Genomic DNA, 18,575 nt, shown 5'->3' on the forward strand with positions numbered 1-18,575 from the left:
CTTAGGGCAGGCGCCGGCCCGGATTGCGGAAGGATTTCTGGAAGAAGAGACTATTTGTGACCAGTCGGGCGGAGCCTTTGAAATAGGCTCTGAAATATGGATCATCGGCAAAGAGGATCACCGTGCCTGATCCGCGCCGCTCGGCAAACATAGCGGTGCGTCCGGCCAGGGCAGAGCGATTTTCGCGCGAGGCATAGCCCGAGAGCAAAGGATCATCTGGGCTATAGCGCACCACGGCCGCAAAGGGATTATCTGTCAGGGCGAAGGCCTCGGTACCGGCGCGATGGAGCGCGATATTTTGGTCTTCAAAGCCAAAGGCCAGCGGATGAGTGATATCCATGCGCGCGGCAAACAATGCCCCGGAAATCCCAGTTTCAGTATCCCAGGTCGCCAGATCATCATAGGCAGGCAGGCGGCGCACCGGATGCAAAGGGGTTTGCTCATCCCTTTGGGGGGCTTGAGCGGAGGTCAGGCCGTTTTCCATCAGAAAATGCGCGCCTGCGCGCGTCGCGATCAAAGTGCCCCCGGCCTCAGTCCAGCGTTGCAGCCTTTCTGCGCCATCCGTGCCGAGGCTGCCATAGTGCCCATGGGGCATCAGGATATGGGTATAATTTGAAAGATCTGCGCCAGAGAGATCCTCCATATCGATCATGCTGAGCGGGATGTGCATTTCCTTATCCAGTAAGAACCATAGCTCACCGGCATCACTCATGCTGATTGTCTCGCCGGTGATGAGAAGGACTTTAGGCTTGGTGAGGCTGAGAACATCAAATCCGCCCATGTCTGAGCCGAGTGAGGTATGACCCGAAGTCAGGGGATGGATGCGCACGCCATCTTCCTGGGCGGCGCGGACCATCAAGGCATGCAGGGTTTCTGCGTTGATCGGTTGGCGTGCCAGTGGGATCAGAATAGCTCCGCGCGGGACATTCAGCTCACCATCGGCGGTGTTGACTGTGGTCTCATCGGGGATCAGGCGCGCTTGCACCCCGCGATCGAGCAAACGATAGAGGGCGCGCGGCGCAAAGGCCGACGACCATTCCATGACATAGCCATACTCGGCCATGGCTGGGGCCGGTTGGGTGAGATCACCGGCAAGGACACGTTCGCCCCGCGCCCCGCGCCCACCGCGTAAGGGCGCATAATCAAGATCGTAAGCGAGAGGCTGGGTCCAGCCCGAGACATCATAAAATTCGGTCTTGTCGGTGATGATCCGCGTCTCAAACAGGCCCTCAATAATGCGATAGCCGGGCTGGCGCAAAGGGATCACATAGCTGGTATCAGCCTTATAGGTTCGCCCCTGAGCCTCAATGTCACGCGCGAGGTGATAAACCTCAATCCGGTGCAGGTTAAGAAGGTCGATGAAGGCCGCCAGGCGGGCCGGATCGGTGGAGGTGAAGACATAGCCGCTATTGGGATCGGCCATCGCCATTTGCAGGGTCTGGCGGGCAAATTCACGCCGATGAAGGATGAGATCCTGGCGCTTAACATGTGCAGAGTTGATCAGCGCCAAGGCCGCGCGCGCTTGCTGGCCGATTTTATCGTCATAACGCTGCACCCCGAAATCACTCTCCTGGATCAGGCCGCGCGCGCTGCTTTGTTCAAAGAGATAAGGGATAGAGCCGATAAGCCCTGGATAACTCGAACCATAGCCCAGATAAAAATCATCAAATAATTCCTCAGTGACATAGAGCTGCTGCTCACGATCAAAAAGGTCGATGAGCCCCTGATTAAGCTCCAGATTGAGCGCTAAACCGTCTTGAGAGAGCAGGGGATGTAAACCCTCAACAGGGCCGGGTGAGAAAAAGAAGGTCGAATTGGTCCCCATTTCATGCAGATCCACCGAAACATGGGGTGACCAGTCATGAGTGGTGTTGACGAGCGCGACGGCCTCGGGCTGGGTCACGGGCAGCCATTGGCGGTTAAGGTCAAACCAATAATGATTGGTCCGCCCCCAGGGCCAATGCGCGCTATGCTCGCGGTGTTGCGGATCGCTGACCGCGACGCTGGCATGATGATCATTGGTCCAATTGGCAAAGCGATTGGCCCCATCGGGATTGATCAGGATGATTTGATGCACAATCGTGGTGTCTAACAGCGCACGTGTGGCCTCATCCTGGGCCGCTGCCAGGTGATAAAGGATCGGCACAGCGCTATCATAGCCAGAGGATTCAGAGCCATGGACCCCATGGGTCAGTTGCACCACCAAGGGTAGGTCTTCACTCAACGCACTATCGGCGGCACCCGCGTTGAGATGGGCCAGACGTAAGTCTTCCAGGCGGGCTTGATTGGCGGGGCTCGTGATCGTGACGCGTAGGATCGGGCGGCCAAAATGCGATTGGCCAAGGGGCTCGATACTTACCCGGTCTGAGGCTGCATCAACGGCGCGCGCATAGCTATAAAGCATATCCGGGGTGAAGATGATTTCACCACTGCTATAGCCCAGCACGGTCTCGGGTAAGGGAATCGCTGCGTCATAGGAAACATCGCTGTTTAACAGGCGCGCGAGGGGCTTGGGGGTGTAAGGCTCTGCAAAAACAGGCGCGCTGACCATGATCAGGCCCACACAGGCCCAGATGAAACGCAACATGGCTATCTCCCCCTTATCCTTGGCGAAAATCCTAATACGCACGCGATGACGGTCAAGCGCTTTCGCCCGGTATGGTTCAATCCAAAGGCTCAACTGCCATAGAGTTAAGCATGGAAAGGAAAGTGTTAACGCTCTTGGGCGCTCAATGAACGGACTTTAATTTGGGGCGCACGCATGTTTAGTAATCTTTCAATTGGGCAAAAGCTCTACTGGGCCGTCGGCGGGATCGCGGCCTGTTTGGTCCTGGTTTCTGTCGTCAGTGCATTTCAGGTGAACCTCCAGGTGAATAATCGGGTCAATACGGCCTTGGAAGATGTGACCCAGATGGGCACGACGACGCTCAATCATTATTATGGCTTAGTACAAAACGGGGCGTTGAGTGAGGAAGAGGCCAAACGCCGGGCGTTGGAAACCCTTGCCGCGATGCGCTTTGATGATAGCAATTATATTTTCATCATCGACTATGATGCGAATATGGTGATGCATGCGGTGCAGCCTCAACTCAATGGCACCAGCGTGCGTGACCGCCAGGATCCCAATGGGAAATATCTCTTCCGTGATATGGTGTCGGTGGTCCGTGCCGATCATGAGGGTCTTGTCGCCTATGGTTGGCCGCGCGCAGGCTCAACTCAAGCTGTGCCCAAGCGGAGCCATGTGCGTGAATTTGCACCCTGGGGCATGATCGTTGGGGCCGGCGTTTATATTGATGATGTCAATGCCAGTGTTTTGGCCGCTCTAAGTGGTCAGCTTCTAGGCCTAGTCGTTCTGACAGCCGTTATGATTTTGGGGGCGCTGTTTTTAAACCGGACCATTCAAAAACCGGTCACCCGGCTTTGTGATGCTGTGGGGAATTTGGCGCAAGGTGATTATGATACGCCCCTTCCGCACCCCCAGGGACGCGAAGTTACAGCCTTGACCCGCGCGATTGAAATTTTACGAGCCAGTGCCCAGGAGCGCGCGCAATTAGAATCCAGAGCTCAGGCTGACCGAGAGGCTCAAGAGGCGCGCACCCGTGAGATTGAAACCCTGATCGCCCAGTTTGAAGATCAATCCAATCACGTGCTGAAAGCCTTTGAGATCGCGGGCGGGAAGCTCAACTCGGCCTCTGATATTTTGCGCCAGAGCTCTAGTCAAACCGGGGATAATTCTCAGGCGCTCGATCGGGCGAGTGCCTCTGCGGCGGATACCGCCGAAGTAGTTGCTGCAGCGGCAGAAGAATTGACCGCTTCCATCGGTGAGATTGCGCATCAGGTTTCGCGCTCTAGTCAGGTGGGCCAAAGCGCGGTAGAGCGGGCCAATATTGCCGGTGACGACATCAACCGCCTGGCCGAAGCCGCTGGGAAAATTGATGGCGTCGTGCGCTTGATCAATGACATCGCGGAACAAACCAATTTGCTGGCGCTCAACGCCACGATTGAGGCCGCGCGTGCGGGCGAAGCGGGTAAAGGCTTTGCGGTTGTGGCCAGTGAGGTCAAAGCGCTGGCCAGTCAAACGGCGAATGCCACCGATTCCATTGTCAATGAAGTGCGTGGTATTCAAAACGCAACCGACAAGGCCGTGGAAGCCATCCAGATGATCCGTCAGGTGATTGATGAAATGAGTGCCATTTCCACCTCAATCGCTGATTCTATGGATCAACAACGTAAAGCCGCTGATGAGATCGCAGGATCGGCGCAGACCGCCTCGGGTGCGGCGCAGGAAGTCGCCAATGCGGTCAATGGTGTGAAGAAAAGCGCACGCGAATCAGAAACCTGCGCTCAGCAGGTGGGTGAGGCCAATGCCTCGATGGATCAAGAGGTCGGGGCCCTGCGCCAGGCGGTTCGGGCCTTCTTAAGCGGGGTCCGCGCGGCGTAAACTGACCGCATTTCCACCCTTGCTATCTGACCCGGTTCAAGGCTAGCTCCTCTGACTTAAAAGATATAACCATATCCGTCAGGGGAGGCTGTCATGGCCCTGCGTACCGGTGCTCAACATCTTGTCGATGCGTTATTGGCCAATGGGGCCAATATGGCCTTTGGGGTGCCGGGCGAAAGCTATCTTGCCGTTTTGGATGCTTTGGTCGATGCGGGCGACGAGTTTCGCTTCATCACCTGCCGCCATGAAGCGGGCGCGGCGAATATGGCCGAAGCTTATGGTAAGCTGACCGGGCGTCCGGGCATCTGCATGGTGACGCGCGGGCCGGGCGCGACCCATGCCAGCATTGGCGTACATACCGCCTTTCAAGATTCTACACCCATGATCCTTCTGGTCGGGCAGGTCGCGCGCGATATGCGCGAGCGTGAGGCGTTTCAAGAGATTAATTATAAAGCTTTCTTCGGCGATCAAGCCAAATGGGTCGCAGAAATTGATGATGCTGCACGGGTGCCGGAATATATGGCGCGCGCGTTTCGCGTGGCGATGAGTGGGCGGCCAGGTCCCGTGGTTCTGGCGCTGCCTGAAGATATGCTGGTGGACACCGCCCAAGCGCCGGAGCTTTCCTATATTGATCCCGCCAAAGCTGCACCCCATGGCGATGATCTGGAAGGTCTTAAAGCCCTTTTAGGTGAGGCGCAAAATCCGCTGGTTTTACTTGGCGGTGGGGGCTGGAACGCTCAAGCCGTTAAAGACATCCAGACTTTTATTGAGAAAAACGACCTACCCGTGGGCTGTACCTTCCGCGCCAAGGATTATTACGACAATACGCGGCCCCATTATGCCGGTGATGTCGGCATTGGCCCGAACCCAGTTTTGGCGGAGCGCGTGAAAAACTCCGACCTGGTAATCGCTATCGGGCCCCGCTTGGGCGAGATGACGACCTCGGGCTATACGCTGTTTTCATCACCCGTCCCGCACCAGCGCCTGATCCATATTCACCCCGGCGCGGAAGAATTGGGTCGTGTGTATCAACCCGTGCTGGCGATCAATGCCTCCATTCCGGCGGCCTGTGAAGCGCTGAAAAAAATCCGCGTGGATAGCAGCGCCTGGGCCGGTGAGGCCGCCAAAGCCCATGCGGCCTTTGAAGCCTTCACTTGCCCCGTTGAGGTCAGCCACGGCGTCAATCTATCCAAAGTCTTCAGCCATTTGTCTGAGGTCTTGCCCAAAGATGCCATCATTACCAATGGCGCGGGTAATTATGCCGCCTGGTTGCATCGCTTTTATAAACATCGCACCTATCGCACTCAGCTCGCCCCAACTTCAGGCGCGATGGGCTATGGCGTCCCGGCGGCCATTGCGGCCAAGCTGATCGAGCCAGAGCGCACGGTGATTTCCGTCGCGGGTGATGGCTGTTTCATGATGAGCGTGAATGAGTTGGCGACGGCCGCGCGCTATGACGCACGCGTCATCTTCATCGTGGTGGATAATGGGGCATTTGGCACGATCCGCATGCATCAGGAACGCGAATACCCCAACCGCTTGTCAGGCACGGATTTGACCAATCCTGACTTTAAAAAGCTCGCCGAAAGCTTTGGCATTCTGGGCCTGGAAGTTCTTCATGAAGATGATTTCCCAGAAGCCTTGAAGCGCGCACGCCGGGCCAAACGCCCTGCCTTGATTGTGGTCAAAGGCGATGTAGAAGCGATTGCGCCAGGTAAAACCTTGACCCAGGTGCGTGGTCAGTAAACACCCATTGCTTAGACCCGGATAAGGGCCTATGTCAGCCGCACATATCTGAGCGATAATAAGGAAAAGCGTGATGTCTCACTCCTTTTACGATCACTTGAACGAAAGCTTGCAAGAGATTGAAGCCGAAGGGCTTTATAAGCGCGAACGCGTGATCGGCTCGCAGCAATTTTCTGAGATTGATGTCACCACGCCCGAGGGTGATCGCCATGTCCTCAATTTTTGCGCCAACAATTATCTGGGTCTGGCCAACCGCCCGGAATTGATCGAAGCGGCGAAAACCGCCATGGATCGCTATGGCTTCGGCGTGGCTTCAGTGCGCTTCATCTGCGGCACCCAAGAAGTTCACCGTCAGTTGGAAAAGGCCCTGGCCGAGTTCACTGGCAAGGATGACACTATTCTTTATGCCGCCGCTTTTGATGCCAATGGCGGAGTGTTTGAGCCATTATTGGGCCCCGAGGATGCGATCATTTCCGATGCGCTCAACCATGCTTCGATCATCGACGGCGTGCGCTTGTGTAAAGCCAAGCGCTATCGCTATGCCAACTCTGACATGAATGATCTTGAAGCCCAGCTCAAGCAAGCGCGCGCCGATGGCGCACGTCATATCCTGATCGTCACTGACGGCGTCTTCTCGATGGATGGCTATATCGCCGATCTGAAATCCATTTGTGATCTGGCCGATAAATATGACGCCCTGACCATGATTGATGATTGTCACGCGCATGGGTTCTTAGGGGCCAATGGCCGGGGCTCTGCCGAACATTGCGGCGTTCTGGAGCGGATCGACATTATCACCGGCACTTTGGGTAAAGCCCTTGGCGGGGCGATGGGCGGGTTCACCTGCGCGCGCCAGCCTGTGATCGACATGCTGCGCCAACGCTCGCGCCCTTATCTGTTCTCCAACTCGCTGGCACCCTCGATTGCGGGGGCCTCTTTGAAAGCCTTGGAGATGGTGCGCGAGGGCCATGATCTGCGCGCGCAGCTCTTCTCAAACGCCAAGCAATTTCGTGATGGGATGAGCGCGGCTGGCTTTAATCTTCTGCCGGGTGAGCATCCGATTATTCCGGTAATGCTCGGCGATGCGAAGTTGGCCCAGCAGATGGCGTCTAAATTGATGGATGAGGGGGTCTATGTCATCGGCTTCTTCTATCCCGTCGTACCCAAAGGCCAAGCGCGGATCCGCACCCAAATGAGCGCGGCCCACACCCCAGACATGATTGATCGGGCCATCGCCGCCTTTACCAAGGTTGGTAAAGAGCTGGGCGTGGTCAATTAAGAGAGAAAACCCATGAAAGCCCTTGTCAAAGCTGAACCGCGTGAAGGCATCTGGATGCAGGATGTCGACAAGCCCGAAATCGGGCCTGACGATGTTCTGATCAAGGTCCATAAAACCGCGATCTGTGGCACCGATATTCATATCTATAATTATGATGCCTGGGCGGAGAAAAACGTCCCCGTACCGATGGTTGTGGGCCACGAATTCGGCGGCGTGGTCGAAGCGATTGGTGCGGATGTGACCCGCGTCAAGGTCGGTCAACGCGTCTCGGGCGAGGGCCATGTGGTGGGCGAGCGTTCACGCGCGGTGCGCGCCGGGCGCTTCCACCTGGATCCAGAAACCAAGGGCGTGGGCGTCAATATGCCGGGGGCCTTCGCGCAATATTTGCGTATTCCAGCCTTCAATGTTGTGCCTTTGCCCGATGATGTGCCGATGGATATGGCCGCGATCCTGGACCCTCTGGGCAATGCGGTTCACACCGCCACCGCCTTTGATCTGGTGGGTGAAGATGTGCTGATCACTGGGGCGGGACCGATTGGGATTATGGCCGCAGCGGTCGCGCGCCATGTCGGGGCGCGTCACATCGTGTTGACGGATATCAACCCGGACCGTTTGGCCCTGGCGCAAAAAGTCGTGCCAAGCGTGCGCGCGGTCAATACGCTGGAAGAAGACCTGAAAGCCGTTCAGGGCGAGCTAAACATGACAGAGGGCTTTGATGTCGGCTTGGAAATGTCGGGTGCAGAACCGGCTTTGAAGCAGATGATCGCCAATATGGTCATGGGTGGTAAGATCGCCATGCTGGGCATCCCTTCAAAGCCGGTCAGCCTGGACATGGGTGAATTGATCTTGAAGGCGATCACTCTTAAAGGCATTTATGGCCGTGAAATGTTTGAAACCTGGCACAAAATGCTGGCCATGCTGCAATCGGGCTTGGATCTGTCCAAGCTGATTACGCACCGCTATAGCGCAATGGATTTCCAGCAAGGCTTTGATGCCATGCGCTCGGGTAAGTCCGGAAAAGTCATTTTAGATTGGGAAAATCTATAAGGGATTGGCTATCGGCTACGATAAAGGCGGGGCATGTCCCCGCCTTTTTTTGTTGTCTTTGCTCATGTTTTAGAACTGCGCAAATAATTTCTTATTCCTTAGTCTTCTAAGCGTTTTATAGTCTGATCGTGTGCAGCGAGCGCCGCCAAGAGCGCCGTATCCGGGGTTCACCCACACGCATGCGGAGGAGACGCAGATGATGACTGACGGACATGTCCCACTAAAGTTCAATGAGTTGCCGCCCGAGGAAATGCTGGCGCGTGCCCACCAAATGTATGAGCGCATGGCGACCCGGCGCACAGTGCGTGATTTTTCAGATCGCCCTGTGGCCCGCGAGATTATTGAACAAGCCATTTTAACGGCCGGGTCCGCGCCGTCTGGCGCAAATCACCAGCCCTGGCATTTCGCAGCGATCCAGTCACCGGACATTAAGCTGCAAATTCGCGAGGCTGCGGAAGAAGAAGAGCGCGCCTTCTATGATGGCCGCGCGGGCGCAGAATGGCTGGATGCGTTAAAGCCCCTGGGTACGGATGATCATAAACCGTTTTTGGAAACCGCGCCTTGGTTGATTGCGATGTTTGCCCAGCGTCGCGGCGGGGTTCATGCCGGGGATACGCGCAAGAATTATTATATTAACGAGAGCTGCGGCATTGCGGCAGGCTTTTTAATTGCTGCGCTCCATGAAGCCGGGCTTGCAACCTTAACGCATACGCCCAAGCCCATGAATTTCTTGAATGATATCTGCGCTCGCCCCGATGAAGAAAAACCGTTTCTTCTTATTGTTGTGGGCTATCCCGCACCCGGCGCTCAGGTGCCTGAACATGCCTTGATCAAGAAATCCTTAGAGGACATTTCCAGCTGGTTTTAGGCGAGCCCTCGGGGGTGATTAAAACTTTAAGCTGGTGAGAAAGCGTTAACGCAAATCAGGCTTGGCTTACCCCAATCATAGATCGGGGTAGCGCCATGTTTTGGAAAAAAGCAGACACAGTAGACACCACAACCCAGGCGCAGAGCGCAGTGTCTACGTCGTCGTGGATGAAGGACTTTGCCCAGGATCTGAGCACTGTGTCGCTAAAAGATTTGCTGGCGAACCCCGATCTGCCTGAGCCCATCGCCCAAGCGACGCGCGCCTTGGTCCAAGAAATCAACAAACGAAATACCGTCGATCTTGAGCGCGTGGTTGAATTTTCCATGCAGGCCAGCGAGACGATGGCCGCTGTGGCGCAAACCACTGGTGAAATGCGTCAACTGGAACACGACTGCCAGGGGATGAATGGTCAGGTTTCAACGCTGAATGCCTCGATTGAATCCGTTAATGGTATCGTGAAGGCCGCCTCTGATCAGCTCTCTGATTGTGTGATGGCGAGCCAGGATAGTATTAAAGCCGTTGAGACAACCAAAAAAGAAGTCTCTGAAATTCATGTTGCTTTTGGGGCGATTTCTGATCGCGTGACTGCGCTGGACGGCGCTTCACGTCAAATCGCGGAGATTTTAGAGACTATTGCCGCCATTGCGGATCAAACCAATCTGTTGGCCCTGAACGCCACGATCGAGGCGGCGCGCGCGGGCGATGCGGGCAAGGGCTTTGCCGTTGTGGCCGGCGAAGTCAAGGCGCTCTCCACTCAGACCGCCAAGGCGACCGAAAATATTCGCGCCATGATGGAAACGATCCAGAGCGAAGTCGCCCAGATCGTCGATTCGGTCGATATCTCGACCAAGTCCGTGCAAGACGGCATTGATTCGGCCGATCAGGCGGGCCGTCAGGTCGAGACCACCGCGCAAGACATTCAAAATAGCGCCGAACAAGTGCGCCAAATCCTCATTCATATGAATGAGCAATCACGCATCAGCCAGGATTTGCAACAGAGCGTCGATCACGTGGTCAGCGCAACACATAATGTGAACCGTCTGATGAAAGAGGCGATCCAATATATTTCCGCGTCCGAGAGCGTGATCGGTAAAACCTTGCAAGACTTGTCTTTGCGTGATGCCCAAGACTTTGTCCTGCATTGCGCGAAGTCTGATCACCTGTTGTGGAAGAAGCGTCTGGCCGGAAAAATGGTTGGTCTCGATGCGATCCGCGCACAAGAGCTGAGCGATCATAAATCTTGCCGCCTGGGCCGCTGGTATCAAGACGCGCGTGCAAGTGAGCTAGGCAATAATCCCACCTTTGTTGAGCTCGACACCTATCACGAGCAGGTTCATGCCAAAGGTAAGCTTGCTGCGACCTTATGCGAAAAGGGTGATCGTAAAGGCGCTCAACAGGCCTATGAAGAGATGAATAGCGCTTCAAATCAGGTCATGCGCTTGCTTAATGCACTGATTGAGCAGCAAAAGGCTTCGCGCGAGCGCGCCGCCTAACGGCCTCCTTTTGGGTGTGCGTATTCACTGAATTTTATAAATATTGTGCCAGGGTGGGCCTCCATTAAGGGAGTGCACCCATGTATGGTATGATCCACAAGGCCGTTGAGGCCATGGTGCTGGAAAATTTAGGTCCGGATGCCTGGTCCACCATTCTGCACAAAAGTGGGCTTAATGATGAGCACTTTTTTAGCGCTCAAAGTTATGATGATAAAGATACTTTCGCTTTAATCGGTACGGTTCAGGCCCATACCGGCATGACCTTGGAAGTCTTGCTGGAAAACTTCGGTCAATACTGGATCAAGTTTGCCGCAGAGGGTAATTTCTCATCGCTGATGGATATGGCTGGCGATGATTTAGAGAGCTTTATTCAAAGCCTGGACGCCATGCATGCTGCAATCCGTTCCACCATGCCGGATGCGGATATGCCCAGCTTTGAGGTGTCTCGCGCAGCCGAAGATACCTTGGTGGTCATCTATCGCTCATCGCGCGCAGGCCTGGATCATTTCGTGGTTGGTCTTTTGCAAGGTTTGATGGCGCGCTTCAACGAGACGGGTGAGGTCAGTGTCTCCCCGCAAGCTGATCATTCGATCTTCACACTAAAGCTTAAGCGTCAGTCAAACAGGTAAGCGGTGTGCAAGAGATCTTAGACGATGGTGATTTAGCGCGGGTCTGCCCCTGTTTCATCCGGGTGAATGGACAGGGCAAAATCACCCATGGCGGTCCATCCTTGATCCGATGTGTAGAAGGCAAATTGCTGGGCCAAGGCTTTTTAGAGTTCTTCAAAGTCGAGCATCCGCGCGATATTGACCGGGTTGAAAAACTATGGGGCTTGCGGCGCAACTTGATTTTGCGCACACAGACAGCACCTTTAGTGCGCCTGCGCGGTATTGTTTTGGAGCGCGATGATCATCTACTTTTCGTAATGGGCCATGTCCCCGATCAGCATGATCATTTAGGCAATCTCAATTTACGGATCGCCGATTTCTCACCCACCGATGGCACGCTTGATATGGTGATGGCCATGGAGATGCGCAAAAACATGCTGCGCGACACTCAAGAGTTGGCCGAAAAACTTCGTAAAGAACGTCAATGTGCGGAAGAAGCCAATCAGGCTAAAAGCGCATTTTTGGCGTTTATGAGCCACGAAATCCGCACGCCTTTAAACGGGGTCTTGGGCATGGCCGATGGTCTGTCGCGCACTAAACTTGATGAAGATCAAGAACATATGCTCGACATTATTCGGACTTCGGGCCGGGCCTTATTGACGGTGCTTAACGATATTTTGGATCTGTCCAAAATCGAAAAAGGCTTTGTTGACCTCAGCTTGGATGATTTTGAGGTCAGCGCCTTGGTCAACAGTGCCGGGGCCTTGTTTAAAGCCAAAGCGCAGGAAAAAGGCCTTCAGCTGGATGTCCGCTGTGATCGGGGGTGGTTTCGCGGCGATAGTGCCCGCATCCAACAAGTCCTCAATAATCTGGTGTTTAATGCGATAAAATTTACACGCGAGGGCTATGTCCGTCTGGATGTCAGCGTCGAGCCGGATGGACGAGACCGCGATCGCGCTTGCGTCATTTTTAGAGTTGAAGATAGCGGCATCGGTATCGCGCAAAAGAGCCTGGTGACCTTGTTCACACCTTTTGTTCAGGCCTCCAAACAGGAATTCGCGGTCACAAAAGAGGGCACCGGGCTGGGCCTGTCGATTGCGCGCCAGCTTTGTCAGGCCATGGGGGGGAAGATCGAAGTCCAGAGCATTGTCGATAAAGGTTCGACCTTCATCGTCAAACTGCCCTTACTGCGCGCCACAGAAGTCAAACTGGATCTGCCCGATCGTAATTGCCTGACCTGTGAGGAGGTGGAGTGTCGCACTAATCCACCGTTGAAGGTCTTGGTGGCGGAGGACAATGTGATCAACCAAACCGTCATCTGCACACTGGCGAAGCAATTACCTATCAGTGTTGATATCGCGGAACATGGATTGGAGGCCGTCGAGAAATGGCGGGTCAATGACTATAATCTGATCTTGATGGACGTGCAGATGCCTGAGCTGAATGGTGTTGAGGCGGCCAAGCGCATTCGTGAAGAGGAAAAGGCAAAAGGGCTCAATCCCATTCCGATTTATACCTTAACTGCCAATGTGATGCGTTCTCAACTCGATGTTTATGAAGCGGCAGGTATTAACGGGTGCTTGGCCAAACCCATTGATCTGGAGCATTTAAAGCGCGTCATTGCGCTCATTATGCGACAAAATAAGCAAGTTGCCTTGAAATGCCTCCCCGAAGAGGGGCATAACGCCCCCTGATGGGTTAATCCTTACGCACTCACACGCATTTTCTTTTCTGACGCCGTGACCGACCAGATGAGAGCAATGACCCAACCGATAAAGGTCCAACCCAATAACAGATTGGTCAGGAATATCGCAAAGCCATTGTGGTGACCGCGTAGAAGCGCAATGAAGGCGGGGAGGAAATACGCCAGCGCTGAGAGAACCAAAAATTCCATGTCCGGGCCCTTTCGTGAAGCCTTATCGTTTATCGATAAGATAAGGGCGTACGAATAATTGTTCAAGTTACGATCTGGTCATAAAAGGTGGGGCCTTCGCTCCACCTTTTATGATCCAGGGCTTAAGCCTCCACCGCGAAGGTGTAATCTTTGAACATTTCACGCAGTTTGGATTTCAAGATCTTTCCCGTTGCGCCGAGCGGCATTTGCTCGACGAACTCAATCCCGTCGGGCAGCCACCATTTAGGCAGGCGTTCAGCCAGGAAGGCGTGAATGCTGTCTCGGCTGGGCGAGGTATTGGGTTTGGCTTGAATGACCAATAAGGGGCGCTCCTGCCATTTGGGATGGGGCAGGCCAATGGCACCGGCGATGGCGACATCGGGATGGCCTATAGCGACATTTTCCAACTCGATGGAGCTGATCCATTCGCCCCCGGACTTGATGACATCTTTGGAGCGATCCGTGATTGTCATATAGCCATCAGGGTCAATATGGCCGACATCGCCGGTTTTGAACCAGCCATCATCACTGAAGCTATCCTCGCCGACCCCGCGATAATAGCTGTCAATGATCCAGGGGCCGCGCACTTGAATATGCCCGGCGCTTTGGCCGTCACGCGGTAGGACTTGGCCATCATCATCGACGCTGCGCATATCCACGCCATAGACGAGGCGGCCTTGCTTGATTTTGATCTTGACCTGTTCGTCATAGGAAATATCTGCGTGCTTGGGCAGCAGCGTGCCGATCGTGCCCAGCGGGCTCATCTCGGTCATGCCCCAGCCTTGTTGCATCTCGACGCCAAACTCGGCTTCAAAGGCGCGTAACAGCGCTTCAGGCAGCGCTGCGCCGCCGATCAATACGCGCTTGATCGAATCGATGCGTTTCTCGCTTTCGCGCAAATATTGCAACAGGCCCAGCCAGACCGTGGGTACACCGGCGACATAAGTGACTTGCTCTTGCTCGATCATCTCATGAAGGCCTGCGCCATCCATACGCGCACCGGGTAAGACCAGCTTGGCCCCCGCGATGGCCGCTGCGTAGGGAATGCCCCAGGCATTGACGTGGAACATCGGCACTACGGGCATCAAGACGCCATCGGCACCCACGCCCATCACATCGGTTGCACAACACGCCATGGCATGCAGCACGGTTGAGCGATGGGAATAAAGCGCGCCCTTGGGATCGCCGGTCGTGCCAGAGGTATAGCAAAGGCCCGAGGCCGCATTTTCATCAAAGTCCGGCCAATCGTATTCATGGGATTGATTGGCGATGAGGGTCTCATAAACCTCAATCTTGGTTTTGGCCTCAGGCTTATGGGCTTCATCACTGAGGACGACCCACTTTTTTACATATTTGCAGGACTTGGCGATCGCCTCGATAATGGGCGTGAAAGTCACATCAAAGAAGACGTGCTTGGCGCGTGAATGATTGAGCATCCAGGCGATCTGATCGGGGGCCAGGCGCGGATTGACGGTGTGAATCACCCCGCCCATACCCGATACCCCATAATAAAGCTCTAGATGGCGATGGGTATTCCAGGCGATGGTGGCCACACGGTCGCCGGGGCGGGTTTTAAACGGGCCAGTCAGAAGATTGGCGAGTTGTTGGGCCCGGTCATGGCATTGCGCCCAAGTATAGCTAAAAATTTGATGGTTTTCCGGTAGGCGCGAGGCAATGGCGCGCGAACCATGATTTTGCGCTGCATGGCGGATCAAATCCGCAATCATCAGCGGTCGGTTCATCATCTGCCCTTTGAGCATATATATTCCTCCCCAGGTGTTTTTGTTGCCGATTATCAAGGCTCGGCTTATGGATGATCTATGAAAGGCGTGATGGAGAAAAAGCGCAAGTCTTCTTCATCGCGCCATGAAAAGTTTTCGGTCGTGTCAAAGCTTATAAGGAGGCCCTATGAGCCCCACACTGCCCACTTTTGAGGCTATTCGTCAGGCCGCTGAGCGTCTTCGCGGTAAGGCCATTCGTACCGCTTTATTGCGCCATGATATTTTAGATGAGCGCGCGGGCGGACCGGTCTTTATCAAGCCGGAATGCTTGCAACATGTCGGGGCATTTAAATTTCGCGGCGCGTTTAACGCGCTGGCCAAGCTAGATCCAGAAGTGCGCCAGCACGGTGTGGTGGCCTATTCCTCTGGCAATCATGCCCAAGGCGTTGCGGCGGCGGCGCGCCATTTTGGTGTGGCCGCGACGATTGTCATGCCCAGTGATGCGCCAAGCGTGAAAATCGAAGGGGTACAGCGTCTAGGCGGCATTATCGAGTTTTATGACCGTGAGACCCAGAGCCGTGAAGAGATGGCGCGCGAGATTGCCGCTTTACGCCGCGCGCCGATTATCCCCGCATTTGATCATTCGGACATTATTGCCGGTCAGGGCACGGCCGGGCTGGAGATTTGCGAAGATCTAGAGGCGATGGGCCTGAAAGCCGATCTTTTTGCTTGCTGCGTCGGCGGCGGCGGCCTGGTCGCGGGGTGTGGTCTGGCGTTTAACGCTTTGTCGCCGAAAACTGAGATTTGGGCCGTCGAACCCGAAGGCTTCGATGATCATATCCGATCCTTAGCGGCGGGGGAGCGGGTAAAAAATCTGCGTACCTCGGGCTCGATCTGTGACGCGCTAATGGCGCCGATGCCGGGCGAGATGACTTTTGCGCTTAATCGCCATCAATTGACGGGTGGGGTCGCGATCAGCGATGAAGAGGCGATGGCGGCCATGGCCTTTGCCTTTCACCATTTCAAAATCGTGTTGGAGCCGGGCGGCGCGGCGGCATTGGCGGCAGTTTTGGCCGAAAAGCTCGATACCAAAAACAAGACCACCGTTGTCATGGCCTCGGGCGGGAATGTCGATCCGGCCATCTTCTCCAAAGCCCTTGGCTTTGGCCGTGCGCATTATGATGAGGAAGATGTGGACGTTTAAAAGGGGGGAGGGTTATCCCTCCCCATTTCCGGGACGCTCTTCATCAGCTTCATCTGTACGCTCTTCGCCCACCATGGCGTCACCGGCTTCCAGGGCTTGCAGATCGTCTTCGCGCATCGCATCCATTTGCGCTTCAGCTTCGGCGGCTTGAGCTTCAAGATAATCGGCGATGGCCTGGGTTTCGGGCAGTGTGAGGTCAAGCTGACCGGCGGCGCGATTACCCACCATGTCACGCTCTAAAAATAACAAGCTGGGCTGATCACCATTCAGGCGTGAGCGGTAAACTTGTAAATTCTCCAACACGCGCATGACATAATTGCGGGTCTCGGAAAAGGGAATGCTTTCGACCCAATCAATGGGGTCGATGGCCCCGCTGCGCGGATCGCCATAGCTTTCCACCCAGCGCCGCACCCGGTGCCCACCGGCATTATAAGCCGCGAGCGCCATCACTAGCGAGCCATCATAATTGTCCACCACCTCTTGCAAATGGGCCATGCCCAGGGTGAGGTTGTAGTCAGGATCATCGGTTAGCCATTGGAAATTATAAGGCTGGTGAATTTGGCGTGCAGTTTGGCGCGCAGTCGCGGGCATCATCTGCATCATGCCACGCGCGCCAGCATGGCTGACGGCGCGCGGATCAAATTCAGTTTCCTGGCGAATGACGGAGTGGGCGAGGGCCGCTTCGGTAATCACCGGGGCGGCTTCAGGAATATCAATCACCGGATAGGCCCGTGTGGTCAGGGTATAGCCTTGCATCCGGGCGGCCTTGGCCGCGCGCACCGATTGGCGGATGCGCGCGCTATCCAGGGCAAGGTCGGCCAGCAAGGCATGCTCATCCGGGTCAGAAAACTCATCATCGAGGTGATAAATGAAGACGCGGAAGAAATAATCTTCGCCAAATTCAGATAACAAGTGAAGGGCTTGAACCTGTTCATGCGCTTCGAAGCGAGCACGGGTTTCTTCATCCGGATCAGGCTCCGGCGGCAGATCTAAGACGGCGGCATCTGCACCCAGGGCCAAGATTGCCAGCTGGCCATAATAAGTGGTGTTATGCTGGGCGGCCTGAAGATAAGCCTCGCGCGCCTCATCCAAATGGGCTTGTTGTTCCGCAGCGCGTCCGCGCCAGTATTGCGCGCGCGACAGCGAGACGGCGGTGGAGACCCCGGCTTCAAGCTTTTCGAAGTGGATTTGGGCCTGTGCGCCATCGTTCAAATGGACCAACGCCAGCCAGCCCGCGAGAAATTCCGCATCGGCAAAATCAACACCGGCTGACATGCCATTGGCCGCTGCCAGGCGATAGGCGGTTTCATAATCGCGATCGCGGATCAGATTGAGGATCATGAGCTTACGCTCCGTCCACATTAATTCCAGCGCATCATCATTCTGATAACTACCTGGCAGTTCCAACAACAAAGGCAGGGCATTGTCATCATAGCCCGCCCGCCGGCGCCAGCGCGCACGCTCATAGAGAAGGCCTGGATCATTGCTCAGGCTATCGGGCACGGCGGCCACGGCATTATCTACCCCGCGCGAGCGTGAAGCGAGCTGAATACGCGCGGTCGCCAAGCGGCGCTCATTTTCACTGAGGTGAGACAAAAGGCGACTGGCGGCGGTGCGTTGACCGGCCCAGATCAGGAAATCGACACGCTCGCCATGATCGGCGCGGTCGAACATATCGCCATGATTGCGCAAGACCTCATTCTGGAAAGATAGGCGCATCTGATTATTGTGCCAGGCATCGCGGATCATCGCGCGGCCCTCATCACGCTGGCCCAAGGCGATCAAAGCCTCGCCATAGGCAACCTTGCCTTCGCCGCTGATGGGGGCGTGATCTTCAAACCATTGCGCGGTCAGGGCCGGGCTCATGCCTGAAGAGGCGATCTTCCATTCCGCTTCTTGCTGTATGCGATGATATTGCGGCCAGCCGACCAGGTCATCCAGCGCCAGATCCAACTCAGAAAAACTGGTGGAGGCATCGCCAATCGCCATACGCCACAAGAGGACTTTCTTCGCGATCGGGTTTTCCAGTTGATAGCGCGCTGTGCGTACATCGCCCCATTCATTATCCTGGGCGGCTTGAATACCGGCGCGATAAATCGCAAAGTCGGCATCTGAGAGAATTCGGCTGTGATTTTCGATCTCTGGCTTGACCCGGGGGGCAGGGCTTTGCGCCAGGCTTTGCGGAAAGGTCAAGGCACTCGTCGTCAATAGGGCGGCAAGGGCAATCCGAATGATCATAATCTTTGCTCGAAACCTCATTCCAAGATGGCAGCC

The 18,575-nt window shown here is 55.3% G+C and carries 13 protein-coding genes; 9 read left to right on the top strand and 4 right to left on the bottom strand.

Translation table 11 applies throughout. The annotated features are described in order from the left end of the window. Window position 1: 1 nt before the first annotated feature. The gene (locus H151_RS0110705) at window positions 2-2,587 is read right to left on the bottom strand and encodes a M14 family zinc carboxypeptidase (protein WP_019961663.1); all 2,586 of its coding nucleotides are present in this window, start codon (window positions 2,585-2,587) and stop codon (window positions 2-4) included. A 174-nt stretch (window positions 2,588-2,761) separates the two neighbouring features. On the opposite strand from H151_RS0110705, the gene H151_RS0110710 reads away from it, so the two are divergent. From H151_RS0110710 to H151_RS16215, 8 genes are all read left to right on the top strand, one after another. After that, complete coding sequence (locus H151_RS0110710) at window positions 2,762-4,441, top strand: methyl-accepting chemotaxis protein (protein ID WP_019961664.1); 1,680 nt, start codon at window positions 2,762-2,764, stop codon at window positions 4,439-4,441. 93 nt (window positions 4,442-4,534) lie between these two features. Continuing rightward, window positions 4,535-6,187, top strand: coding sequence for a thiamine pyrophosphate-binding protein (locus H151_RS0110715; RefSeq protein ID WP_019961665.1), 1,653 nt, complete (start codon window positions 4,535-4,537; stop codon window positions 6,185-6,187). Window positions 6,188-6,260: 73 nt separating this feature from the next. Beyond that, entirely contained in the window at window positions 6,261-7,466 is a 1,206-nt protein-coding gene (locus tag H151_RS0110720) for a glycine C-acetyltransferase (protein WP_019961666.1), read from the top strand. Window positions 7,467-7,478: 12 nt separating this feature from the next. Next, complete coding sequence (gene tdh / locus H151_RS0110725) at window positions 7,479-8,513, top strand: L-threonine 3-dehydrogenase (protein WP_019961667.1); 1,035 nt, start codon at window positions 7,479-7,481, stop codon at window positions 8,511-8,513. Between the two features lie 196 nt (window positions 8,514-8,709). After that, window positions 8,710-9,381: a nitroreductase family protein gene (locus H151_RS0110730; RefSeq protein ID WP_026353971.1), complete on the top strand. Its 672-nt coding sequence runs from the start codon at window positions 8,710-8,712 to the stop codon at window positions 9,379-9,381. A 95-nt stretch (window positions 9,382-9,476) separates the two neighbouring features. Further along, window positions 9,477-10,874 carry a methyl-accepting chemotaxis protein gene (locus H151_RS0110735; protein WP_083918555.1) on the top strand — a complete coding sequence of 466 codons (1,398 nt, stop codon included), beginning with the start codon at window positions 9,477-9,479 and terminating at the stop codon, window positions 10,872-10,874. Window positions 10,875-10,954: 80 nt separating this feature from the next. Then, a complete protein-coding gene (locus H151_RS0110740; protein WP_019961670.1) occupies window positions 10,955-11,503 on the top strand; it encodes a heme NO-binding domain-containing protein in 549 nt (182 codons plus the stop codon). Window positions 11,504-11,508: 5 nt separating this feature from the next. Continuing rightward, window positions 11,509-13,176: an ATP-binding protein gene (locus H151_RS16215; protein ID WP_019961671.1), complete on the top strand. Its 1,668-nt coding sequence runs from the start codon at window positions 11,509-11,511 to the stop codon at window positions 13,174-13,176. Between the two features lie 11 nt (window positions 13,177-13,187). Here the strand turns inward: H151_RS16215 and H151_RS0110750 are convergent, their stop codons facing one another. Next, window positions 13,188-13,376, bottom strand: a complete 189-nt coding sequence (locus tag H151_RS0110750; RefSeq protein WP_019961672.1) for a superinfection immunity protein — start codon at window positions 13,374-13,376, stop codon at window positions 13,188-13,190. 122 nt (window positions 13,377-13,498) lie between these two features. Beyond that, entirely contained in the window at window positions 13,499-15,136 is a 1,638-nt protein-coding gene (locus tag H151_RS0110755; RefSeq protein WP_019961673.1) for a long-chain-fatty-acid--CoA ligase, read from the bottom strand. A gap of 148 nt (window positions 15,137-15,284) precedes the next feature. On the opposite strand from H151_RS0110755, the gene H151_RS0110760 reads away from it, so the two are divergent. Beyond that, window positions 15,285-16,301: a threonine ammonia-lyase gene (locus H151_RS0110760; protein WP_019961674.1), complete on the top strand. Its 1,017-nt coding sequence runs from the start codon at window positions 15,285-15,287 to the stop codon at window positions 16,299-16,301. A gap of 12 nt (window positions 16,302-16,313) precedes the next feature. Here H151_RS0110760 and H151_RS0110765 read toward each other — a convergent pair whose 3' ends face one another. Then, window positions 16,314-18,539, bottom strand: a complete 2,226-nt coding sequence (locus H151_RS0110765; protein WP_019961675.1) for a lytic transglycosylase domain-containing protein — start codon at window positions 18,537-18,539, stop codon at window positions 16,314-16,316. Window positions 18,540-18,575 lie beyond the last annotated feature (36 nt).

The organism is Woodsholea maritima DSM 17123, from assembly GCF_000382325.1.
In the GTDB taxonomy this organism is placed as follows: Bacteria; Pseudomonadota; Alphaproteobacteria; order Caulobacterales; family Maricaulaceae; genus Woodsholea; species Woodsholea maritima.